The 22,338-nt window shown below is 69.8% G+C and carries 21 protein-coding genes and 1 tRNA gene; 20 read left to right on the top strand and 2 right to left on the bottom strand.

Going from position 1 to position 22,338, the window contains the following annotated elements; genetic code table 11:
- Positions 1 to 9: 9 nt before the first annotated feature.
- Both O7621_RS26075 and O7621_RS26070 read right to left on the bottom strand, forming a co-directional pair.
- Positions 10 to 807, bottom strand: a complete 798-nt coding sequence (locus O7621_RS26075; protein ID WP_282231662.1) for an ABC transporter permease subunit — start codon at positions 805 to 807, stop codon at positions 10 to 12.
- Positions 794 to 1,705 carry an ABC transporter ATP-binding protein gene (locus tag O7621_RS26070; RefSeq protein ID WP_282231661.1) on the bottom strand — a complete coding sequence of 304 codons (912 nt, stop codon included), beginning with the start codon at positions 1,703 to 1,705 and terminating at the stop codon, positions 794 to 796. Before O7621_RS26070 ends, O7621_RS26075 begins: the two co-directional genes overlap by 14 nt.
- A gap of 383 nt (positions 1,706 to 2,088) precedes the next feature.
- On the opposite strand from O7621_RS26070, the gene O7621_RS26065 reads away from it, so the two are divergent.
- The 20 genes from O7621_RS26065 (at position 2,089) to O7621_RS25970 (ending at position 22,323) form a co-directional block, all read left to right on the top strand.
- Entirely contained in the window at positions 2,089 to 4,527 is a 2,439-nt protein-coding gene (locus O7621_RS26065) for a transketolase C-terminal domain-containing protein (protein WP_282231660.1), read from the top strand.
- Positions 4,528 to 4,636: 109 nt separating this feature from the next.
- Positions 4,637 to 5,074, top strand: coding sequence for a DUF3052 domain-containing protein (locus O7621_RS26060; protein ID WP_123602854.1), 438 nt, complete (start codon positions 4,637 to 4,639; stop codon positions 5,072 to 5,074).
- A gap of 14 nt (positions 5,075 to 5,088) precedes the next feature.
- Positions 5,089 to 5,553, top strand: a complete 465-nt coding sequence (locus O7621_RS26055; protein ID WP_282231659.1) for a peroxiredoxin — start codon at positions 5,089 to 5,091, stop codon at positions 5,551 to 5,553.
- A 206-nt stretch (positions 5,554 to 5,759) separates the two neighbouring features.
- Positions 5,760 to 5,831 (top strand) — tRNA-Val (locus O7621_RS26050).
- Positions 5,832 to 6,071: 240 nt separating this feature from the next.
- Positions 6,072 to 6,854 (top strand): GntR family transcriptional regulator, encoded by a 783-nt coding sequence (locus O7621_RS26045; protein WP_282231658.1) that lies wholly within the window; start codon positions 6,072 to 6,074, stop codon positions 6,852 to 6,854.
- Positions 6,855 to 6,866: 12 nt separating this feature from the next.
- Positions 6,867 to 7,793 (top strand): DMT family transporter, encoded by a 927-nt coding sequence (locus O7621_RS26040; RefSeq protein ID WP_282231657.1) that lies wholly within the window; start codon positions 6,867 to 6,869, stop codon positions 7,791 to 7,793.
- Entirely contained in the window at positions 7,780 to 8,448 is a 669-nt protein-coding gene (locus tag O7621_RS26035) for a helix-turn-helix transcriptional regulator (RefSeq protein WP_282231656.1), read from the top strand. The genes O7621_RS26040 and O7621_RS26035 overlap by 14 nt, the downstream gene beginning before the upstream one ends.
- Positions 8,449 to 8,806: 358 nt before the next feature.
- The gene (locus O7621_RS26030; protein ID WP_282231655.1) at positions 8,807 to 11,869 is read left to right on the top strand and encodes an AAA family ATPase; all 3,063 of its coding nucleotides are present in this window, start codon (positions 8,807 to 8,809) and stop codon (positions 11,867 to 11,869) included.
- A 161-nt stretch (positions 11,870 to 12,030) separates the two neighbouring features.
- Positions 12,031 to 13,746 (top strand): DUF4157 domain-containing protein, encoded by a 1,716-nt coding sequence (locus tag O7621_RS26025; protein WP_282231654.1) that lies wholly within the window; start codon positions 12,031 to 12,033, stop codon positions 13,744 to 13,746.
- Positions 13,747 to 13,946: 200 nt separating this feature from the next.
- Positions 13,947 to 14,540 (top strand): DUF4255 domain-containing protein, encoded by a 594-nt coding sequence (locus O7621_RS26020; protein ID WP_282231653.1) that lies wholly within the window; start codon positions 13,947 to 13,949, stop codon positions 14,538 to 14,540.
- Between the two features lie 19 nt (positions 14,541 to 14,559).
- On the top strand, positions 14,560 to 15,768 hold the full coding sequence (locus O7621_RS26015; RefSeq protein WP_282231652.1) for a phage tail sheath subtilisin-like domain-containing protein: 1,209 nt from the start codon (positions 14,560 to 14,562) through the stop codon (positions 15,766 to 15,768).
- Positions 15,769 to 15,787: 19 nt separating this feature from the next.
- Positions 15,788 to 16,948: a phage tail sheath subtilisin-like domain-containing protein gene (locus tag O7621_RS26010; RefSeq protein ID WP_282231651.1), complete on the top strand. Its 1,161-nt coding sequence runs from the start codon at positions 15,788 to 15,790 to the stop codon at positions 16,946 to 16,948.
- Positions 16,949 to 16,993: 45 nt separating this feature from the next.
- Positions 16,994 to 17,431 carry a phage tail protein gene (locus O7621_RS26005; RefSeq protein WP_281550863.1) on the top strand — a complete coding sequence of 146 codons (438 nt, stop codon included), beginning with the start codon at positions 16,994 to 16,996 and terminating at the stop codon, positions 17,429 to 17,431.
- Positions 17,422 to 17,808 (top strand): hypothetical protein, encoded by a 387-nt coding sequence (locus tag O7621_RS26000; RefSeq protein WP_281550862.1) that lies wholly within the window; start codon positions 17,422 to 17,424, stop codon positions 17,806 to 17,808. Before O7621_RS26005 ends, O7621_RS26000 begins: the two co-directional genes overlap by 10 nt.
- The gene (locus O7621_RS25995) at positions 17,805 to 17,978 is read left to right on the top strand and encodes a DUF6760 family protein (RefSeq protein ID WP_199757663.1); all 174 of its coding nucleotides are present in this window, start codon (positions 17,805 to 17,807) and stop codon (positions 17,976 to 17,978) included. Before O7621_RS26000 ends, O7621_RS25995 begins: the two co-directional genes overlap by 4 nt.
- The gene (locus O7621_RS25990; RefSeq protein ID WP_282231650.1) at positions 17,975 to 18,517 is read left to right on the top strand and encodes a phage tail protein; all 543 of its coding nucleotides are present in this window, start codon (positions 17,975 to 17,977) and stop codon (positions 18,515 to 18,517) included. Before O7621_RS25995 ends, O7621_RS25990 begins: the two co-directional genes overlap by 4 nt.
- 13 nt (positions 18,518 to 18,530) lie before the next feature.
- Positions 18,531 to 19,832, top strand: coding sequence for a hypothetical protein (locus O7621_RS25985; protein ID WP_282231649.1), 1,302 nt, complete (start codon positions 18,531 to 18,533; stop codon positions 19,830 to 19,832).
- On the top strand, positions 19,829 to 20,611 hold the full coding sequence (locus O7621_RS25980) for a LysM peptidoglycan-binding domain-containing protein (protein ID WP_281550859.1): 783 nt from the start codon (positions 19,829 to 19,831) through the stop codon (positions 20,609 to 20,611). Before O7621_RS25985 ends, O7621_RS25980 begins: the two co-directional genes overlap by 4 nt.
- A gap of 15 nt (positions 20,612 to 20,626) precedes the next feature.
- On the top strand, positions 20,627 to 21,682 hold the full coding sequence (locus tag O7621_RS25975) for a contractile injection system protein, VgrG/Pvc8 family (RefSeq protein WP_282234735.1): 1,056 nt from the start codon (positions 20,627 to 20,629) through the stop codon (positions 21,680 to 21,682).
- On the top strand, positions 21,679 to 22,323 hold the full coding sequence (locus O7621_RS25970) for a phage baseplate assembly protein V (RefSeq protein WP_281550858.1): 645 nt from the start codon (positions 21,679 to 21,681) through the stop codon (positions 22,321 to 22,323). The genes O7621_RS25975 and O7621_RS25970 overlap by 4 nt, the downstream gene beginning before the upstream one ends.
- Positions 22,324 to 22,338 lie beyond the last annotated feature (15 nt).

Here is a 22,338-nt window from a genome sequence, read left to right as displayed (position 1 = left end):
CCGGATTCCTCACACGGCGATGTCGCGACGGGTGAAGCGCCAGGTGCCGGCGGCGACGCAGACCGCGGCGAAGCCGGCAAGCAGCAGTACGCCGCCGACCTGCACCCCGTTCACCAACGGATCGCCGTCGAGGTACCAGTGGAACGGGGAGACGTCGCGGGCCCACGCCAACGCGTCGACCTGGGGCAGGACGGCATTGGCGAGGTAGCCGAGCACGGCGACCGCCGCGCCGACGCCGAGCGCCGTCGCGCGGCTGCCGGTGGCGGCCCCCACCCCGTACGCCAGGGCGGCGAACGCGGTGCCGAACAGCACCAGATGCAGGGTCATCGCGGCCAGCGCACCGACCCCGACTGCGGTGAACTCGGCCGGACCACGGATCGCCACCAGGGCCAGCCAGAGCAGCGCCCCGGTGACCACCAGCCCGACCACCAGCGCGGCGAACCGCTGCAGCGCGGCCCGGGCCCGGCCGACCGGGTGGGCGAGCAGCAGGTCCAGCGAACCGGCCTCCTCGTCACCGGCGATCGTCCGGGCCCCGGCGCCGATCCCGAACACCGCCACGAGCAGGGGGATGAGCAGTCCGTAGACGGCGCTGCCGAGATAGCCGGCGGGACTGGTGACGTCTTCGAAGTTGAGCGCCTCCAACATCCCTTCCGGATACGCCGCCAGCGCGTCCGCCATCTCCGGTGTCTGCATGGTCGGCCAGAACGCCGCGTACATGGTGCCGACGGCTGCGATCGACACCGCCCAGCCCAGCATGGACCGGCGGTTGTCGCGCAGCGCCTTGGTGAACGGGTTACGCAGTAACACCGTCGGTCTCCGTCCGCTCGTAGTAGGTGAAGAAGAGGTCCTCCAGGTCGGGCTCCTCGGCGAGGAAGCTGACGACGGTGTACCGGCTCGCCGCCTTGATCAGCGGATCGGCCCGCCCGTCGAGCCGGCAACTGAGCCGGTTGTCGCGCACCACGACGTCGCTGAGCCCGGGAACCGTCGCGAACTCGTCGGCCGGCACCGGGGCGTCGAAGACGATCTCGATCCGGCGTACCGCCCGTTCCCGCAGGTCCTCGACCCGTTCGACGGTGACCAGCCGGCCGTCGCGGATGATGCCGACCCGGTCGGCGGTCTGCTGCACCTCGCTCATCACGTGCGAGGACATGAAGACGGTCTGCCCGGCGGCCTTCGCCTCGCGGACCATCGCGACGAACTCCTGCTGCAGGAAGGGGTCCAGGCCGCTGGTCGGTTCGTCGAGGATGAGCAGCTCGGGGGAGTGCATGAAGGCCTGCACTACGCCGACCTTCTGCCGGTTGCCCTTGGACAGCCCTTTGATCCGCCGACCGAGGTCGAGGTCGAGCCGGTCGGCCAGCTCGGCGATCCGCGCCTTCGGCACGCCGCCGCGCAGGTTACCCAGGTAGGTGAGGAGTTCGTGGCCGGTCTGCCGGCCGTCCACGATGAAGTCGCCGGCCAGGTAACCGATCCGTCGGCGGAGCGGGATGCCGTCGGCGCGCGGGTCGAGCCCCAGCACCCGGACGGTGCCGCTGGTCGGGCGGATCAGGTCCAGCAGCAGCCGGATGGTGGTGGACTTGCCGGCCCCGTTGGGGCCGAGGAACCCGTACACCTCGGCGGTCTCGACCTGAAGGTCGAGGCCGGTGAGGCCGCGGTTGCGGCCGTACGTCTTAATCAACTGCTCGGTACGGATGGCCGGGTCAGCCATCGGACCTCGCCTCCTTGGTTCGAGTTTTGACGACGCTCCACCTCGAAGCGTTCGACGATCAACGTGTGTTGCGATCAACGTGTGTGGCGATCAACGTGTGTTGCGAACGTTCAGAACGTACTGAACCTTATGCTATCGGCCGCCCGCAAGTGACCCCGCTGGCGGCGCGGCTGCGCTGCCGTGTCCAAGCCGCGCCTGGCGGCGCGGCTGCGCTGCCGTGTCCAAGCCGCGCCTGGCGGCGCGGCTGCGCTGCCGTTTGCCGGGCTGCCGCGTAGCATCGCGACCATGACCTCCCCGGCCACCAGCGGCGCTGCAGTCTGCCCCGACCCGGCCCAGCGGCGGCCCGCTCGCCGCCCGGTGGCCGCGCCTGGCGGGCGTCGGTAATGCTGTCCGACGTGACCACCCCGCAGGACCTCGACGAACGGTTCCGCACCGCGGTCGCCGCGATGGACACCGCACCGGACCGACGGGCCCCCGAACAACCGGTACGCGACGGAACCCTGCTCACCGGGCAGTCCGCGCTGGCGCTGTTCGACGCCCAACTCACCAGCCGCCATCTCGACCTGGCCAAACGCTGGCTGCGCAGCTTCGGAGAAGGTTTCTACACGCTCGGCTCGTCCGGCCACGAGGGCAACGCGGCGCTGGCCGCCGCCGTCCGGGTGACCGACCCGGCGCTACTGCACTACCGGTCCGGTGGCTTCTACTGCGCCCGGCTCGCTCAGGCCGGCCTCGCCGCCGGCCACGAGCCCGGCGTCGAACCGGGCCTCCGCCCCGGCGCGGCCGCCCCCGCGGCCGCCCCCGCGGCCGGCACCGACGCTGGCGAAGCCGGCACCGACCCGGTCACCGACGCCGCCTGGGATGTGTTGCGCGGCGCCGTCGCCTCCGCGTCCGACCCGACCACCGGCGGCCGGGGCAAGGTGTTCGGCAACACCGCGATCAACATCGTGCCCACCTCCGGCGTCGTCGGCGGGCACCTGCCCCGAGCGGTCGGGACCGCGCTCGGCATCGACCGGATGCGCCGGCTGGCGCCGACCGTCCGGCAACGTCAACCAGGGCTGGCCCGGTCCGCCGCAGTCGGCCGGCCGTACCTGGAACCCCGGCTGCCCTGGCCGGACGACGCCATCGTGGTCTGCAGCTTCGGCGACGCGGCAGTCAACCACGCCGCTGCCACGTCGGCGTTCAACGCCGCCGGCTGGGCCGACCACGCGGGGCTGTCCACGCCGGTGCTGTTCGTCTGCGAGGACAACGGCCTGGGTGGCAGCGTACGATCGCCGGACGGCTGGGTCGCCGAGACGCTGCGCTCCCGACCAGGGCTGCGGTACTTCGCCGCCGACGGGTGCGACCTGGCGGCCACCTATGACGTCGCCGCCGAGGCTGCCGCCTGGGTCCGCGAGCACCGCCGGCCGGCGGTGCTGCACCTGTCCACCGTCCGGCTGATGGGGCACAGTGGCGCCGACGTCGAATCGGCGTACCGGTCGGCGGAGGAGATCGCCCGCGACGTCGCCCGCGATCCACTGGTCGGCACCGCGCGGCTGCTGGTCGCCGCCGGCCTGGCCAGCCCCGACGAGATCATTTCCCGGTACGACGAAGTCGGCTGGCAGGTGCGCAAGGTCGCCGAGGAGGTCATCGGGGAGGCCAAGCTCGACACCGCCGGACAGGTCGTGGCCACTCTCGCCCCGCGCCGGCCGATCCGGGTCGCCCGGGTGGTCGCCGACACCGGCGCCCGCGCGGCCGGAGCGGCGGCCACCACCCGCGCCACCACCCTCGGCACCCGGCTGCCGGAGGAACGTGGGCCGATGACCCTGGCCCAGACGATCACCGCGGCGCTCGCCGACGGTCTGCTGACGTACCCGGCGATGACCGTGTTCGGTGCCGATGTCGCCGCCAAAGGCGGGGTACACGGCGTCACCGCCGGGCTGCAGGACCGGTTCGGCGTCCACCGCGTCTTCGACACCACCGGCGACGGCACCACGGTCCTCGGCATCGGACTCGGTGCCGGACTGGCCGGTCAGCTGCCGGTACCGGAGATCCAGTACCTGAGCCACCTGCACAGCGCCGAGGACCAGCTGCGTGGTGAGGCCGCCGCGCTGCAGTTCCTCTCCCGGGGCGGCTACCGCAACCCGATGGTGCTGCGGGTGCCCGGTCTGGCCTACCAGGAGAGCCTCGGCGGACATCTCTACAACGACAACTCGCTGGCGGTGCTGCGGGACGTACCCGGCCTGGTGCTGGCCGTGCCGGCCCGGGCCGACGACGCCGCCGGGCTACTGCGGTCCTGTCTGGCCAGCGCGGCGGTCGACGGCAGTGTGTGCGTCTTCCTGGAGCCCGTCGCCCTCTACGACACCCGTGACCTGCACAGTCCGGATGACGGACTGTGGCTGGCGCCGTACACCCCGCCAGGGGAGTGGGGTGCCCGGCACATCCCGGTCGGCCGGGCCCGCAGCTACTCCGTCGGCAGCGGCGAGGACCTGACGGTGATCACCTTCGGCAACGGCGTACGGATGTCGTTGCGGGTCGCAGCCCGGCTGGCCGCCGAAGGGGCCGGCTGCCGGGTCGTCGACCTGCGCTGGCTCGCACCGCTGCCGGTGGCCGACATCATCCGCGAGGCGACGGCGACCGGTCGGGTGCTGGTGGTCGACGAGACCCGCCGCTCCGGCGGGGTCGGTGAGGGGGTGCTGGCAGCGCTGGTCGAAGCCGGGTACGTCGGAGCCGCTGCCCGGATCGCGGCATTGGACACCTACGTCCCCCTCGGCCCGGTCGCCAACCAGGTGCTGGTCGGCGAAGATGCCATCACCCAGGGTGCCCGAGCGCTGCTGGCACGGTAAATTCCGGTGAACTCGGTGCGCCACTTGCGCCGGGCGGCACAACTGTGTGAACTACCCGCTATCGGTGTCCGACGGATACCGGCAGCTCAAGACGAGGAGGCAAGTAACAGTGAGCGCGACCGCTGGTCAGGCCGCCGACGGCGTACGGAGCCTGGCGGACCGGTTCGGCATCGAGCCGGGCATGGTGGTCATGGAGATGGGTTACGACGACGACGTCGACCAGGATCTCCGCGACGCCCTGACCGACCGCTGCGGCGAGTTGGTCGACGAGGACACCGACGAGGTCGTCGACGCGGTGCTGCTGTGGTACCGCGACGGTGACGGAGATCTGTTCGAGTTGCTCGTCGACTCGCTCGGCCCGCTGGCCGACAACGGGGTGGTGTGGCTGCTGACGCCCAAGGCCGGGCGTGACGGCCACGTCGAGCCGAGTGACATCAGCGAGTCCGCGCCCAGCGCCGGACTGCAACAGACTTCCATGGTCAACGCCGGCAAGGACTGGAGTGCCGCCCGGCTGGTACTGCGCCGTGGGGCCAAGGCCAAGAAGTGAGTGAAGGAGCGCACATGCCCGTTGAGGTCGGCACGCCGGCACCGGAGTTCACCCTCAAGAACCAGAACAACCAGGAGGTGCGGCTGGCCGACTTCCGGGGTCGGCAGGCGGTCCTGCTGATCTTCTACCCGCTCGCGTTCACTGGCACCTGCCAGGGCGAGCTGCAGGAGGTCCGGGACAACATCGACGCCTACGTCAACGACGACGTGCAGACGCTCACCGTCAGCGTGGACTCCGTCTACACCCACAAGATCTGGGCGGAGCAGGAAGGTTTCCAGTTCCCGCTGCTCGCCGACTTCTGGCCGCACGGCGCGGTCGCCCAGGCGTACGGGGTGTTCAACGACTCCGCCGGGATCGCCAACCGGGGCACGTTCGTGATCGACAAGACCGGTGTGGTCCGCTTCGCCGAAATGAACGGGCCCGGCCAGGCCCGCGACCAGGCCGTGTGGCGCAAGGCGCTGGCCGACCTGGCCGACTGATCCGCGTCACGGACAACTGACCAGCCTCCGGGCCGTTTGACCAGCGTCCGACCCTGCGGGGCCCGCTACCGTCCAGCGGGCCCTGCGGGCCGGGGTGATCCGCTTGCCGGCCGTACGGGTCGCCGGCCGCCGGGAACTCGGTCGCGCCGCGCTGGAGAAGGCAGGGTAAACTGGCCGCCGCCGGGCCGGCGATTCTTGTGATGCCCGGGCGCGTAGCTCAGTGGGAGAGCACTCGCCTTACAAGCGAGGGGTCGCAGGTTCGAAACCTGCCGCGCCCACACTCTGACCAGCACGCGAACAAGGCACCGGATGACCGGTGCCCTGTGGCGTCTCAGTTCCTGGCCCGCGACGACGGTCGCCGGTGGGCGCCAGTACTCCTAAGCGGCCGAAGGAGATCGGCCGACTGCTCCTGGCCTGAGCCAGTTCCAAGCACATAGCGAACAGTCGCCAGCTGCTGGCTTGAGCCAGTCGAGGGTAACGTGGAGCGTGCAGTTGACCCCCAGAACAGGCGGGCAGACATGGACGAGCCGACCAGCGCAGACAAGCGACCACCAAGCCGACGGATAGCCGATGACCTGCGTCTGAGTATCCAGGCGGGGGAGTTGGCACCCGGAGGCAAGCTGCCATCCGAGCGGGACCTTGCCGCCCGGTACGGCACGGCACGCAACACCGCCAGGGAAGCGATCAGCATCCTGCAAGGGGAGGGCCTGGTCGTCGCGCAGCACGGGCGCGGCGTCTACGTTCGCCCCAGCCGGCCCCTGATGCGCCTCGGGGCCAACCGCTACTCACGCCAGCTGCGCAACGAAACGGGACTGTCGCCGTTCCGCATCGAGGTCACGAAACAGGGCCGCGATCCCCGGACCGAATGCCGGTCGGTCACCCGCGACACCCCGCCGCCGGACGTCGCCGAACGCCTCGGCCTCGACGCGAACATCGCAACCGTCATCCGGCGGGAGAACTGGTACTTCGCCGATGACGAGCCGGTACAGGTCGGCGTGACGTACATCCCCGTCGACGTCGCCGACGGATCGCCGCTGGCGACCGAGCGGACCCTCGGCAAGGGCAGCATCTACGCCAGGTTCGAAGAACTCGGTTACCAGGTCACTCGCATCCGCGAAGAGATTTCGGCCCGGATGCCGTACCACGACGAGTCGACCGGGTTGGGGATGCCGCCCGGCGTACCGGTCATCGAGGTGCTGCACACCAGCTTCGACGAGCAGCACACCCCGTTCGAGGTCACCAGGTTCGTGATGCGCGGTGACCTGAACGGCCTGGACTACGACATGCCCGTAGAGGACTGACAGGACCGTCTGATGAGTCGAGGCAGTCTCGTCCGGCTGGTGATGCTCGCGTTGCTGTGGGGGTCAGGGTTCCTCTGGATCAAGCTGGCGCTACGGGGCTTCACTCCGGTGCAGATCGTTCTTGTCCGTCTGGCTCTTGGTGCGCTGGTGCTCATCCCCGTGGCCCTGCACCGGGGGCTGCGGTTCCCGGCCGACCGGACAACGTGGGGGCATCTGTTCGTCGCGGCGCTGGTCGCCAACGCCATCCCGTACACCCTGTTCGGTATCGGTGAGCAGACCGTTGACTCCGGTGTCGCCGGGGTCCTGAACGCCACTACGCCCCTGTGGACGGCGCTGATCGCTCTCGTCGTCGGGACTGACCGCACGGCGACGTGGTCGCGAGGAGCGGGGTTGACCCTCGGCTTCGTCGGCGCGGTGGTCATCTTCACGCCGTGGGAGTCGGCGAGCGAGGTCGCCAGCTGGGGAGGGCTGGCGATCCTGGGGGCGTCCGCCAGCTACGGAGTCTCCTACGTGTACATGGGCAAGTTCCTCACCAACCGGGGAATCCCGCCGATCATGCTGTCTGCCGCGCAGCTCGCTGCCGGAACGATCCTGATGATCCTGGCCCTGCCCCTCGGCGGACTGACCGCTCCTGACTTCCGCTTGGACGCGGTGGTCAGCCTGCTGGTCCTGGGCGTCCTCGGCACCGGGGCCGCCTACGTGCTCAACTACCGGCTCATCACCGATGACGGACCTACCCTGGCGTCCACGGTCACGTATCTGTTGCCGGTCGTCGCGGTCGTGCTCGGCTTCCTGGTCGTCGATGAGCAGGTGACAGCGTTCATGGTCCTCGGCATGCTCCTGGTCCTGGCGGGCGTCGCACTTGTACAGCGCCGACCTCAACGGGGCAAGGTCTCTGATCCCCTGCCACTCGGAAGGAACCGGAATGGTCGTCGTTGACCCGGACTTCGTCCGACTGATGCGCAGACTTCGACAGGAACACGGGATGTCGTTCCGGGATCTGGCAAAGAAGGCGTACTTTTCGCGTTCGTACCTGTGTGAGGTGGAGAACGGCAAGAAACCGCCCAGCCTGCACCTCGCCAAAGCGCTGGACGCCTGCCTCAACGCCGAAGGTCAGCTCACGCGACTCGTGACCGCCCATCCCGATGGCCAGGAACGCGGATTCCCATTCCGATCCGCAGCGTCCGGGAACGGCCCGGACCGCGACGTCGAAGCGTGGCGAACGCGCTCGACGTGGCCAGCGCAGCTGGGCGGACCGGCGCCCGTCAGCGCGTCCCAATGGGCGCAGGTCGCGACGATGCTCTACGACGTCTTCGTCCGTAACCGGCCACCGCTCATGCGGCTCGGACCAGACCGGTATGCCAACCCCCTCCTGCGGGAACAGAACCTGACACCGTTCGCTGCCGAGGCAACCATGCAGGGACGCGCACCACTGGTCGAATGCCGGGCCGTATCCCGACAGCAAGCGCCGCGCGACGTAGCCGCAATGCTCTCCCTGGACCTGGGCGACGTCGTCGTTCTCCGAGAGAACAGCTGGGCTGGGTCTGTCGCGCGGTCAACGGACATGTGCCCCGCGACGACAAGCAGACCCTGACCCGGTTGCGGATGCTCCACGACGGCCGGCCATAATCCGGCCCTGTGGTCGCCGATCACAGAAGGTGACGGTTGTTCCAGGTCGCCGGTCTCGACGTCGATTTCCTTCCAGGACGGTCCGCAGACCGTGGCCGGGGCAGGACCTGCCGGCCCGGTTGTCGCCGTAGCCGAAGTGGCCGGTCGACGACAGTCGCGGTGACCGGTCGAAGCACCGTGGAGTAGCGTGGCCCCCGTATGTCCTGATTGGCACTGGAGCCGGGGACGACGTGCGGCGACGCGGCGGCGAGCGGCGCCCACGTCCGCGCCGCCGGTGGCCGGCCGGACGGGCCGTTGCGGTACGAAGGAGACACGTCGTGCAGGTGAGACTCTTCGATGAGGTCTCGATCCTCCGACGTGGCCAACCGCTCAGTGCGCCGCCGGGCAAGGCTCTCGAGCTGTTCGGCTACCTGCTCATTCATCGGAACCGGACGCACGCTCGCGAATCCATCTCGGAACTGCTGTGGCCGGACGCCGAGCCCGGCGTTGCCCGCAAGTACCTGCGCCAGGCACTCTGGCGGCTCAACACGAGCATGCAGGACCAGCCGAACGACCAGCGCCCGGCGAGCGAACTCGTCGTCATCGACCCAGGCTGGGTGCGGATCAACCCGGAGGCACCCTGCTGGCTTGACGTTGACGCGTTCGAGCAGAGCTACGCGGCGGTTCGCGACGTGCCCGGCGAAGCGCTCTCCGACAACCAGGCCCATGCGATCGAGCACGCGCTCGATCTCTACCGTGGAGACCTCCTCGCCACCTGGTACCACGACTGGTGCGGTGCCAAACGGGACCGGCTACGCGACACCTACCTGTCCATGCAGGAACAGCTCATGGGCTACTGCGAGGCCCGTGGTCTCTACGCCAAGGGCGTGGGCCTCGGTCAGACCGTGCTGCGCCACGACGCGGCGCGCGAGCGGACCCACCGCCAGCTGATGCGGCTGCACTACGCCGCCGGCGACCGGATCGCCGCGCTTCGCCAGTACGAACTGTGCACCTCGGTGGTGGACCAGGAGTTCGGGGTGCGCCCGTCGGTGGACACCACGGTCCTCTACGAGCAGATCCGGGCGGACCGGGCGGCGGACATCCGACCGGGCCGCGGCCGATCGGTGCTGACTGTCGGCGTATCCACGATCGCGCCGTCCGCTTCCGGCGGCAATGATGTACCGGTCGGGGACAACCGGGACGAGGTGCTGGGATCCATGGCCGCTTCGGGGTACGCCAACTCGACGGAACACCTGCTGGCCGAACTCGCCCGGCTCGATCTGGTGCTGAGCCGGCAGGTCAGGCGGGTCCGCCGGGCACAGCGTAGACCCGCTGGCGAGCTCTCCGCCTTCTACGTCTCCGATGCCGAGGTCGACGCGCTGCTGGACGGTGCGCCTGACTGGGTTCCGCCGGCCGACGACGACCCGGAGACCGGCACCGGGCTGGACGAGTTGTCCCGCGAGATCGGTGAGCGGGTGGCGCAGGGTATCCAAGACGGTGCGCATCTGCGCCTGGTGGCGCTGGCCGGGATGTTCGACCTCGCCCCGTTCGACGTCGAGGTGATCGTGGCCTGTCTGGCGCCCGAGGTCGACCGACGCTACGAGCGGCTGTACGGCTACCTGCACGACGACCTGACCCGCCGACTGCCGACAGTCGATCTCGTCCTCACGATGTTGTGCGGCGACCGTCGGTCCCGGATGGCCGCGCAAGCACGGTTCGCGCCGTCGGCACCGTTGCTCCGGCATCGGCTCGTCACGTCGACCGGGGACCCGACCGCACCGGCGCACTCACTGCAGGGCAACAACGTCCGGTTGGACCCGCGGGTCGTCGGGTTCCTGCTCGAGGACGACGAGGTCGCCGAGCGGCTGCGACCGTACGCCCGGATTGTCGCGCCGACCGGGACCCTCGACGACCTGCACTTCCCAGCGGAGTTCGGGGCGGCGCTGGCCCGGCTGAGCGAGCATGCCACCGACGACGTGGTGGTCTACTGCCGGGGGCCGTACGGCGTCGGCCGACGCAGCGTCGCGGCGGCGTGTGCGCGTCACTGGTACGCGCCGCTGCTGGTGGTGTCGGCCGATCTGCTGGCCGACCGACCGGCCGAGGAGTTCGCCACCCTGGTCGGCCTGGTCGAGCGGGAAGCCAGGCTGCAGGGCGCGGTCATGTGCTGGGCGAACGTCGACTCCCTGCTCGTCGAGCCGGCCCGATCACGGCTGTCGCTGCTGCTGTCCACCCTGGCGGCGTACCCGGCTCCGTCGTTCCTTTCCGGTGGCACCGCGTGGGAGCCGGTCGACCTGCCGGCGGGCCTGACCTTCGTCCGACTGGAGTTCCCCGCACCCGGCTACGCCGAGCGGCTGCGCATCTGGGACGGCGCGTTCGTCGGTGCGGACCGGGACGTGTTGGACCTGGCCGCCGTCGCCGGCAAGTTCCGGCTGACCGGTGGCCAGATCCGCGATGCTGCGGCGACCGCCCGCAACCTGGCGTACGCCCGCGACCCTGGCGCGCCCCGGGTCACCCCGGCCGACCTGTACGCGGCGTGCCGCCTGCAGTCCAACCACAAGCTGGCCGACCTTGCGCAGCGGATCACGCCGCACTACGACTGGTCGGACCTCGTGCTGCCCGCCGACCGGATGGAGCAGCTGCGGGAGATCGCCGACCAGCTCCGCTACCGGTCGGTGGTCTACGAGTCCTGGGAGTTCGAGCGCAAGTTGGCCAACGGGCGTGGCCTGGCGGTGCTGTTCGCCGGTCCCTCGGGCACCGGCAAGACGATGGCCGCTGACGTGTTGGCCCACGAACTCGGCCTGGATCTGTACAGAATCGATCTGTCGACGGTGGTGAGCAAGTACATCGGCGAGACCGAGAAGAACCTCTCCCAAATCTTCGCCGAGGCTGCCACCAGCAACGCGGTGCTCTTCTTCGATGAGGCCGACGCGATGTTCGGCAAGCGGTCCCAGGTCCGCGACGCGCACGACCGGTACGCCAACCTGGAGGTCAGCTACCTGCTGCAGCGGCTGGAGCAGCACGAAGGTGTGGTCATCCTGGCGACGAACCTGCGGAAGAACCTCGACGACGCGTTCACCCGTCGGCTGCATGCCACCATCGACTTCCCCGTTCCCGACGTGGCGGACCGCCGCCGCATCTGGGCGCAGGTCTGGCCGGAGCAGGCGCCGCTGGATCCGGCGGTCGACTTCGACCTGTTGGCCCGGCAGGTCGACCTGCCTGGCGGGAACATCCGCAACATCGCCCTGGCCGGCGCCTTCCTCGCCGCTGCCGACAGTGGCAAGGTGACGATGGCACATCTGTTCCACGCCACCAGGCGCGAGTATCAGAAGATGGGCAAGATCCTCTCGGCGGGGGAGTTCGGTTCCGATCCGCCGACCGGTAAGGCCACGGTAGACCGGCGCTTCTGACGAGATAGTGGAGGTTCGAGGTGCATTCAGCGCAGCAGGACAGCGGTGTGGCGCACCGGTCCATGGTGGTGGCATCCGGGTCCGCGCCGGCGCCATGTCGAGCCGCCCTGCCTCACGACTCGTTGCAGCGGCGGTACGGCAATCGAGGTGCGCGGGCGATCGTGCAGGCGAAACTGAATGTCGGGCCGGTGGACGACCCGTTCGAGCGGGAGGCGGACCGGATCTCCCAGCTGGCGTTCGGGCCGTCCGTGCAGCGTGCCCCGGAGGCGATCCGTCGGGTGCACGCGCCTACCGGTGGCACGGCGGATCCTGACCTCGCGCGGGCGGTGGACCGGGCGCGCGGCGGCGGTGGGCGTGCGGTGCCGGGCGGTGTGCGGGAGCGGATGGAGCGGGTGTCGGGGGCGGATTTCAGCGGGGTACGGGTGCACGTCGGTGCCGAGTCCGACCGGCTGAACGACACGCTCGGGTCGAGGGCCTTCACCGTCGGCGCCGACGTGTTCGTGCGCCGTAGTGAGTACCGGCCGGGTAGCGCGCGGGGTGATGCGCTGCTGGGGCACGAGCTGACGCACACCGTCCAGCAGGGAGCCGCTGGACCCTGTGCCGCCGGGCCGACGTCCCCGGTGGGACCTGCTGTCGCCCAGCGCAAGTTCGGGTTCGAGTTGGAGCTCCATCACGTGCCGTTGTTCAGCCGGCAGGCCGGGGTGGAGAGCACACCCGTGGTGAACGCCACAGCGGTTGCTCGCGGCAGACGTTTCGAGGCACATGTCGATCATTCTGCCGACCTGGACGTGAGCGTCGTTCCCGCGGCGCTTCGTGGCGCCGGCCAACCGGCCCCGATCCTTGAACTCGTCACCGGACCGATGGATGAGTTCAAGGATTCCGAGAGCACGGTGCGTGGCGTCATGAACAGGCTCGTTCGGGTGGCGACCCACATCGAGGACCAAGCGCTCACGCCGAACACGAACGTGCCGCTGGACGGTCTCCCCGGCATGACCGCGAACCCGGCCGGCATGAACTTCGTCGGATACCCGAACGGGTCCACCGCCCCGGCGGGAACACTGACGGGCGCGCACGGGCATGTGCAGGCGACCTACGGCCTGTCGATCACCCAGGTCGGCGACGAATTCGCCGACCGGAGCGCGCAGCCTACGGCCCCCGGGACGGCGCAGAGCAAGGTGACGCATTCCAAGTTTGCCCTGGGTCTGGCCAACACCCGGGCTGGTGATGTCGTTCAATGGATTCGAGACAACATCGATGAAGACTACAGCGACGCGGCGCTCGCCGAGGCGCGTGGACTGTTCGCCCTCATCATCAACTATTTATTCATCGGTAAAATACCCCATTGGACCAGGTTGCACAAGAACCATGCCGGCATCTTCTTCTACAAGACGAGACTTTCCACTGTCAGAGATCAGATTGTCCATTCGCATCCCGAGCTTGAAGGGCTCTTTGGCAACGACGAGCTCGTCGACGAACTACTGCGGCGTACCGGGCGTGAATATGTGCAACCGGTCTTTCCGAACATGCAGGAGCGGTTGGCCGGTGTCGCCCTGGACGTGATGTGCGGCATGTGGGTCCAGGAGGTCCTCTCGGGAGCGGGCGACAAAGTCTTCGACACCTCCGCCAACGGTGGTGCGAACGCCGCCGAGCTGGTCACTCCTCTCGTCGGCCGGGGTGCCAAGCGGGGGACCGGTGTGGTCGTCGAGAACCGGCGGTTCGCCCAGACCGAGGGGCACGCCTACTCGCACAGGTACCAGCCCAACGAGTGGGCGGACATGGCGGTCCGGGTTCGCAACAGCCTGCGCGCCAGACAGGGGTACACACCGGGGGAGGTCTCCAGGGTGGGAGAGTTCTTCAGGGGACTGTTGATCTCATGATCCTGCTGGCCGGGGTAGCCAGGATCCTGATGTGACGCACATCACATTGGCAGGTGATGTGCCAGTTCAACCACCCTCTGGGTCGTCGCCCAGGATCCGCCGAGGCGGTCCGGTAGACGCCGACGCAGACGCTCGTGGGACGCCAGTCCGGTAGACCTGTCGACCGGCGCGAAGGACGCAGTTGGGGGCGGGACAGGGCAGTGTTTCATGATCTGGACGCGTCGCTCGCCGCTCTCGTGCAGGGCGAGCTGGCGTTGCCCGGGATCACCGTCAGCTTCGCCACACCGGACGACCAGTTCCCGCCGTCGGGCGTCACCCTGCCCGCGATCGCGTTCTTCCTCTACGACGTCCGCGAGAACCACGAGCTGCGGACCAACCAGTGGGAGAACACCCGGCAGGAATCCGGCATGATCACCCGGCGGCGGGTGCCGGCCCGGGTCGACTGCTCCTATCTGGTCACCGCGTGGCCCAACGACAGCGCGCCCAACCCGGCGCAGGACGAGCACCGACTGCTCGGCGACGTACTGCGGGTGCTGCTGCGTCACCGGGAGATTCCCGCCGACTACCTGCGGGGCGACCTTGCCGGCCAGCAGCCACCGCTGCGCGCGATGGTCACCGCCGAGAGCCAGCTGCAGGGCATCGGCGAGTTCTGGCAGGCCATGGGCGGTCGGCCCAAGGCGGTCCTGCACTACAGCGTCACGCTCAGCGTCGACGTGTTCGAATCCGCGCCGGTCGGGCCCGAGGTGACCGGGACGGTCATTCGGGTCGGCCAGAGCGTGAGTCACGAGTCCTGACGAGGGGGAGTACCCACAGATGCCGCAGTATCTAGCGCCGGGCGTGTACGTCGAGGAGGTCCCCTCGGCCATCAAACCGATCGCCGGTGTGGGGACCAGCACCGCCGGCTTCATCGGTGCCGTCGCCGACGACGTCACGATGCCGCTGCTGCCCGGCCGCTCCGGAGTGACCGCGGCCGGTGAGGCCGAGCCAGCCGATTTCCACTCGGTGGCGCCTGCCGGCGAGGCCCAGCTCGTGGACGGCTGGGAGACGTTCAAGAACCTCTTCGGCGACATTCAGCAGGGCAACCACACCCTCGCCCACGCGGTGTACGGCTTCTTCAACAACGGCGGTGGCCGCTGCTGGATCACCCGGGTCGCTCCTGTCGACGCCGACGCCGAACCCTCGGACGAGGATCTGGCCGGCGCGTTGGAGACCTTCGCCGCGATCGACGAGATCGCTCTGGTCGCGATCCCCGGTGCGGTGAGCGACGCGGTGCAGACCGCGCTGCTCGACCACTGCGAGAACCAGTACCTGCAGGACCGGTTCGCGATCCTCGACGGCCGGCAGACCACCACGTTGACCAAGGAAGCGATCCAGGGCGACGTCCGGGACAGCAGCTACGGCGCGATCTACTACCCGTGGATCGACGTGGGTGCCACCGACGCCGACGGGAACAAGGTGTACCAGCCGCCGAGCGGGCACATCGCCGGGGTTTACGCCCGGGTGGACACCGAGCGGGGTGTGCACAAGGCACCGGCCAACGAGGTGATCCGGGGCGCGCTGGGCGTCGAGGCGCTGGTCAGCAAAGCGCAGCAGGCTGGGCTCAACCCGGAAGACATCAACGTGATCCGCAAGTTCGGCGGCAACATCACGATCTGGGGTGCCCGCACCCTCGCCGGCAAGGAACAGGCCGAGTGGCGGTACGTGCCCTCCCGGCGGCTGTTCAACTTCCTGCGCGAGTCGATCGACGAGGGCACCCAGTGGGTCGTCTTCGAGCCGAACGCGCCGGAGCTGTGGTCGAAGATCCGGCGCAACGTAAGTGCCTTCCTGACCACCGTGTGGGCGTCCGGAGCGTTGCTGGGCAACACCCCGGAGCAGGCGTTCTACGTACGCTGCGACGAGACCGTCAACCCGGCTGCGGTCCGCGACGCCGGCCAACTGGTGGTCGAGATCGGGGTGGCGATGGTGCGCCCGGCCGAGTTCGTGGTGTTCCGGATCAGCCAGTGGGCCGGCGGGATCCAGTAGCGGACGACCGGACGAGACCGTGACCCACCAGCTGACACCCGGGGTGCACCGGCAGGACGTGTTCCCGCCGCCGCCTCCGACCCAGCTCACCGGGGTACCCGCCTTCCTCGGCCGGGCCGCCGCCGGACCGTACGCCCCGCAGCGGCTGACCCTGTGGCCGCAGTTCGAGGCGATCTTCGGCAGTGCGTCCCCCGGCGACACCTCGGACGGGTTCCTGGCCGACGCGGTCCGGGGATTCTTCGACAACGGCGGGACGCTGTGTCACATCGTCCGGCTGCCCGGGACGCTGTCGCCCGTCGAGGCGGTGCGGGCCGGGCTGGTGACGTTGGACGACCTGGACGACGTCGACCTCGTCTGCGCCCCCGACATCGTCACCGTCGCACCGTGGCCGGTCGACCAGGACATCACCCCGGTCGTCGAGGCGCAGCAGGCGATGCTGCGACACTGCCGGCAGCGCGGTGACCGGTTCGCGCTGCTCGACGGCGTCCCGGCCATCGATCCGCAGATGATCGTCGAACAGTGTGCGGCGTTGACCGGGCCCGACGGTGCGTTCGGCGCGCTGTACTACCCGTGGCTGGGCGCGTCCGGCGCGGACGGTCGGTTGCGTCACCTGCCACCGTCCGGGCACGTCGCCGGCGTGTACTCCACCGCCGACCAGCGGGTCGGCGTCCACAAGGCGCCGGCCAACACGGTGGTCGAGGGCGTCGTCGACCTGCATGTGCAGCTCACCGATTCCGAGATCGGCACGTTGTACGAGCAGCGGGTCAACTGTCTGCGCGCGTTGCCCGGCCGGGGCGTACGGGTCTGGGGCGCACGTACCCTCGCCACCGACCCGGCCTGGCGGGACGTGACCACCCGCCGTCTGGTGAGCACCATCGGCCGCTGGATCGAGCGGTTCATGACCGGTCTGGTCCATGAGCCCAACGACGTACGGCTGTGGGTGCGGATCATGCGGGAGCTCACCGCGTACCTCGACGGGCTGTTCCAGCGTGGTGCCCTGCAGGGTCGTACGCCCGCCGAGGCGTTTTACGTCAAGTGCGACCACGAGACGAACCCACCTGCGGTCATCGAGGCCGGGGTGGTAGTGACACACATCGGAGTGGCGCCGACCGCGCCAGCCGAGTTCGTCACCGTTCGCGTCATCCACGGCGCGAGCGGGGTGACGGTCGGCGTGGCGTGACCGGTGCGGACAACAGTCGGTGCGGACAGACAGTGAGGTGCGGTTGTGGACAGACTCGATCCCTACTTCGGGTACAACTTCGCGGTGGAGTTGGACGGCATCACCCGGGCCGGCTTCCGGGAGGCTTCCGGGCTGGAGACCAGCCAGAACGCCGCCGAGTACCGGGAGGGTACGGACCGGAACCTGGCGCCGCGCAAGATCCCCGGGCTGAACAGCTACGGTGACATCACCCTCAGCCGTGGCCTGACCAGTGACAGCAAGTTGTGGGAGTGGCGGCAGAAGGTGATGAAGGGCACCGTGGAGCGGCACAACGTTTCGATCACCCTGCTCGACCAGCAGGGCAATCCGAAGGTGACCTGGAATCTGTTCGACTGCTGGCCCAAGTCGTGGAGCGGACCCAGCCTGAGCGCGACCAGCGACGAGATCGCGGTGGAGCAGCTCACCCTCGCCTGCGAGCGTATCGAGGTCGACCAGTGGAGTTGACCGGGGTCGCCGAGGCCCGCCGAACCGAGTTCCCGTTCACCCTGCCGCACGGTCTGGTCGCGCCGGACGGCACGGTGCACCGCGAGGGGACCATGCGGATGGCCACGGCGCTGGACGAGATCGAGCCGATCAAGGATCCCCGGGTACGGTCGAATCCGGGGTATCTGGTGATCATCCTGCTGGCCCGGGTGATCAACCGGCTGGGCGGCCTGGAGTACGTCAACACCAACGTGGTGGAGAACCTCTACTCCGCCGATCTCGCCTACCTGCAGGACTTCTACCAGCGCATCAACCTCAACGGACACGCCCGGCTGCAGGTCGACTGCCCGCACTGCAGCGGATCGTTCGAAGTGGAGCCGCCCAGCCTGGGGGGATGACGCGCTACTCCCCGGACCGGCTGCACGAGGAAGTAGCGTACCTGGCCTATCACTTTCACTGGCCATATCACGAGATCATGCAGCTGGACCACCGGGAACGGCAGCGCTGGGTCGCGGAGGTCGCCCGGATCAACGAGCGGCTCAATGAACAGGGAGGGGCACGGAGATGATGTCGACCGGGATTCCGCTCGGGCTCAGCTGGGCACCTGCCGCCGTGGGTAACTGGACCGGCCTGCGGCTGCCGGACCCGTTTCCGACCTTCAATTTCGCGGTGGAGATCGAAGGCCTGCTGCTGGCCGGGTTCAACGAGGTCAGTGGCCTGGAAAGTCAGATCGAGATGGAAACCTACCGGGAGGGCGGAGTCAACGGCTTCGTCCACCAGTTGCCCGGCGCGGCCACTCCCGCGCACCTGGTGCTGCGGCAGGGGCTGAGCCCGCTCAGCGGTCTGTGGGGCTGGTACGACAACACCGCCCGAGGCGTCATCCAACGCCGCAGCGGCACGATCGTGCTGCTCGACCGGCGGCAGATCCCGGTGATGTGGTGGAACTTCCGCAACGCGTTGCCGGTGCGCTGGACCGGCCCGACCTTCAGCGCGAGCGGCGACGACGTCGGCTTCGAGTCGCTGGAGCTGGTGCACGAGGGTCTGACCAAGCCGCTGCTGGGCCAGGCCGCCGCGCTGGCACACGGCGTGGCCGGCATGGTCGGCTGACCGGGAGCCTCGGATGAACGACGACGACACGACCTTCGACGCGGCGCTGGTCCACCGGCTGTCCCGGCCGGCCCGGCGGCCCGGACTGGTCGACCTGGGCCAGGCCCGGTCCGTGCTCACCCGCCACCACACCATGCCGGCGGGGCTGCCGCTGGCCGAGGTCGCCGGGCGCTACGTCGACGTGGCTGCGCAGCAGCACGCCGGGCCGGCGGCGCCCATCGTGTACGCGCGACCCGCGCCGCCGCCGTCCGTCGGGCCCGCCCCGGTCGGCGCCCGGACGGCCGGCCCGGCTGCTCGGGCCGCCACCCCCGCCGGTACGGCGACGGTGGCGGCCGGACCGGCACCGACGGAGACCGGGCCAACCGCCCCGGTGGACCCTGTACCGGTCGTGGTCGCCCGCCGCCCCTCCGTCGACGACCGCCCCTCCGTCGACGACCGCCCGTCCGGCCCGGCCGGCGGACCGCCCGTCGGCGCGTCCGGCCCGCTGGTACCGGCGCGTCCGGCCGCCGAGCCGAACCCGGTGTGGACCGCGGCCGGTTCCGCAGTCGCCGGCCGGGCCACGCCGCCGGTGACCTCCCTGCCCGCCGCCGGCCGGCCGCTGACGATCCAACGCAAGGCGGTCGCCGCGACCCTGTCCACCGGTGGTCCGGGGGCCGGCCCCGCAGGACGGCCGGCATCGACTGGCCTGGCTGCTGCGACCGGCGCCCCGGGCGTGACGGCCCGGCCGCGCCCGACCGCCGTGCCGGGGCCGGCGGTCACCGACCCGGCCGACTGGAGCGAGTTGACCGGTGCCCCGGGCCGAGCCGCCAGTGGACCTCATCTGACCTTCCGCGTCCCGGCAGCGCCGGACCGCCCCGCCCGGCCGGCAGCCGGAGTGCCGTCCGTCGCCCGACAGCGGCCGCCTGCCAGCGCCCCGGTCCAGGTGGTCACCGCGCGGCCGCCGGCGGCCCGACCGGTGCCACAGCTTCCGCTGTCCGCGGTGGCTGCTGTCGCGCCGGTCCACCCGGTCCCTGGCATCGTCGGCGTACCGTCGGTGGCCGGTAGGCCGTCCCACCCGTCGATGGTCGGCCCCGCGCGAGCGGCGACCGGGCATCGCGCTGTCGGTGCCGGCGGCCGCGGACCCGGTGCGCCTGACGTCGGCGGGCAGCGGCCGGGCGCTCCGGTGGTCGATCCGCCCCGTCCCGACCTTGGCGTGCCGCAGCTGCCTGTTCAGCCGGCCCCGCGGGTCGACGTCGGGCAGGTCACCGAACAGGTGCACGGCCGGATCATGCGCCTGTTGGCCGTCGAGGCGGAGCGTCGGGGGGTGCGGCGGTGAGCCTCAACAAGGCGGGTCTGGCCAACGCGCTGCTCGGGTTCGGCCCTGGTGGCGGAGGACTGCAGAAACTGACCATCGCCCACGACGGCGCGGATTTCGATCGCAACGGCCCGATCGAGGCGCTGTTCAATCCACACGAGATCACCCGGTCGCGGTCGGTCAGCTGGTACGCGCACGAGAGCGCCGGCAAGGGCAGCGCGTGGACGTGGAGCGGGCTGCAGCAGGAGTTCGCGGCCATGCAGCCCGCGACGCTGTCGCTCGAGCTGTTCTTCGACACCTACGAGTCGAGAGCGGAGTCGTCCATGTGGGCCCGGGCCACCTCGATGGTGACACCACCCAATCCGTTCCAGACCGGCGACGCGACCGACGTGACCGTGCTGACCGGCCGGGTGTCCCGGCTGGCCGAGTTCGACAAGGAGCTGCACCGGCCGCCGTTGTGCACCCTGTCCTGGGGTGCCTTCGCCGACATCTTCACCGGCGTGCTCACCCAGATCAGCGAACGGTTCACCATGTTCCTGCCCGACGGCACGCCGGTGCGGGCGACCGTTTCGTGCAGCTTCGTGGAGTCGCTCACCGACGCGCAGCTCAAGGAGCGTGAGCTGCACTCGTCCGACGTGCACAAGACGTGGGTGGTGCGGCGCAACGACACGTTGCACAGCATCGCCGCCGCCGAGTACCGGGATCCGCGCCTGTGGCGGCACATCGCCTCGGCCAACGGCATCGTCAACCCCCGTGACCTGCGTCCCGGCACGGTGCTGACCATCCCGCGGTTGAGCTGAGCGGAGAACCAGGTGATGCAGACTGCCGAGTCGGGGCCGGACTTCGAGATCCGGTGCGGTGGCCGGCGCCTGCCGCCGGAAGCCCACAAGGACGTGGAGTCGGTGACCGTGCTGGAGGACCTGAACGCGCTGAGCATGTTCACCGTGACGTTGAAGAACTGGGACGCGGACCGGCTCGCGGTGACCTGGTCGGACTCGACGCTGTTCGCGGTCGGCACCGAGGTGCGGATCGCACTCGGGTATGTGAAGGACCTGCACCTGGCGATCATCGGGGAGATCACCAGCCTGGAGCCGTCGTTTGTGGAGGGCCGTCCGCCGATGCTGACCGTCCGGGGCTACGACCTGCGTCACCGGTTGGCCCGCCGGCAGCGGACCAGGACCTTCACCCGGACCAGGGACAGCGGCATCGCCCGTCAGTTGGCCGAGGCGGCCGGCCTGCGTGCCGACGTGACCGACACCGGCACCGATCTCGACTACGTGCTGCAGAACAATGAGACCGATCTGGAGTTCCTGCAGCGGCGGGCGGGACTGATCGGGTACGAGATCCACGTACGGGACAAGGTGCTGACCTTCCGGCCGCCGCAGCACGGCCGGGCACCGGCGGCGAAGCTGCACGTCGGTGACGACATCTCCCAGTTCACCCCCCGGCTGCGCACGATGGGCCAGATGGCCGAGCATTCCGTGCGGGGCTGGGACGTGACCGGTAAGAAGGCCGTCGTCGCCGTGGCCGGCTCCGGTCCCGGGCCCACCACGACGGGCGCAGTGACCGGACCCCGGCAGGTTGGCCGGGTCTTCGGCAGGACCAGGTCGACCAGGGTGGACCTGTCGGCACCGAACCAGGCCCGTGCCGACCAGCTCGCCCGGGGGCAGTTCGACGACCTGGCGTTGAGCTACGTCACCGGCGAGGCCGAGTGCGGTGGACAACCTCGGCTGCACGCCGGTGAGGTGGTGCGGATCGAGGGGGCGGGCGCGACGTTCAGCGGCGACTACTACGTCGTCTCCGTCAGCCATTCGGTGACCGCCGCGCACGGCTACCGGTCCAGCCTCGAAGTACGGAGGAACGCGGCGTGACGGACGTCTACCACCAGTTGGTTGGTCGGGAGCCGGCCTACCCGGACGGGCGGTACCACGGGGTGGTGATCGGTATCGTCACCAACAACAGCGACCCGGACGGTCTGGCGCGGGTCAAGGTGGCGCTGCCCTGGCTGGCCGACGACGTCGAGACCGACTGGGCGCGGGTGGCCTCGCCGATGGCCGGCCCCGGCCGCGGCTGCTACTTCCTGCCCGAGGTCGGCGACGAGGTCCTGGTCGCCTTCGAACACGGCAACCCGGAGATCCCCTACGTCGTCGGAGGGTTGTGGAACGGCAGGGACGCCCCACCGGTCGACAACGGCGACGGCAACAACGACGTACGGGTGATGGTCTCCCGCAGCAAGCACGTGATCCGGCTGATCGACACCAAGCAGGACGAGCGGATCGAGATCGTCGACGGCAGCGGCAGGAACAGCATCGTCATCAGCACGAAGGACAACCAGATCACCGTCACCGCCGACGCGGACGTGGTGATCTCCGCCGGCGGCCGGTTGCGGCTGGCCGGCGCGGGCGTCGAGATCACCTCCACGGCCGATGTCAAGGTCGAGGCGAAGTCCGCGCTCGCGGTGAAGTCCAGCGGCCAGCTGGACATCAAGGGCAGCCAGGTCAACATCAACTGAATGGGGGGTGAGATC

The organism is Solwaraspora sp. WMMD937 (assembly GCF_029581175.1).
Taxonomy (GTDB): Bacteria; Actinomycetota; Actinomycetes; order Mycobacteriales; family Micromonosporaceae; genus Micromonospora_E.
Note: the sequence above shows the minus strand (reverse complement) of the source record. Positions and strands in the feature narration are given on the sequence as shown.

Bases quoted from the DNA above. Each gene is read 5' to 3' on its own strand.
- O7621_RS26070 (WP_282231661.1), bottom strand. From the start codon at position 1,705: ATGGCTGACCCGGCCATCCGTACCGAGCAGTTGATTAAGACGTACGGC.
- O7621_RS26065 (WP_282231660.1), top strand. From the start codon at position 2,089: ATGCTGTCCGACGTGACCACCCCGCAGGACCTCGACGAACGGTTCCGC.
- O7621_RS26055 (WP_282231659.1), top strand. From the start codon at position 5,089: ATGCCCGTTGAGGTCGGCACGCCGGCACCGGAGTTCACCCTCAAGAAC.
- O7621_RS26045 (WP_282231658.1), top strand. From the start codon at position 6,072: ATGGACGAGCCGACCAGCGCAGACAAGCGACCACCAAGCCGACGGATA.
- O7621_RS26040 (WP_282231657.1), top strand. From the start codon at position 6,867: ATGAGTCGAGGCAGTCTCGTCCGGCTGGTGATGCTCGCGTTGCTGTGG.
- O7621_RS26035 (WP_282231656.1), top strand. From the start codon at position 7,780: ATGGTCGTCGTTGACCCGGACTTCGTCCGACTGATGCGCAGACTTCGA.
- O7621_RS26015 (WP_282231652.1), top strand. From the start codon at position 14,560: ATGCCGCAGTATCTAGCGCCGGGCGTGTACGTCGAGGAGGTCCCCTCG.
- O7621_RS25995 (WP_199757663.1), top strand. From the start codon at position 17,805: ATGACGCGCTACTCCCCGGACCGGCTGCACGAGGAAGTAGCGTACCTG.
- O7621_RS25990 (WP_282231650.1), top strand. From the start codon at position 17,975: ATGATGTCGACCGGGATTCCGCTCGGGCTCAGCTGGGCACCTGCCGCC.
- O7621_RS25985 (WP_282231649.1), top strand. From the start codon at position 18,531: ATGAACGACGACGACACGACCTTCGACGCGGCGCTGGTCCACCGGCTG.
- O7621_RS25975 (WP_282234735.1), top strand. From the start codon at position 20,627: ATGCAGACTGCCGAGTCGGGGCCGGACTTCGAGATCCGGTGCGGTGGC.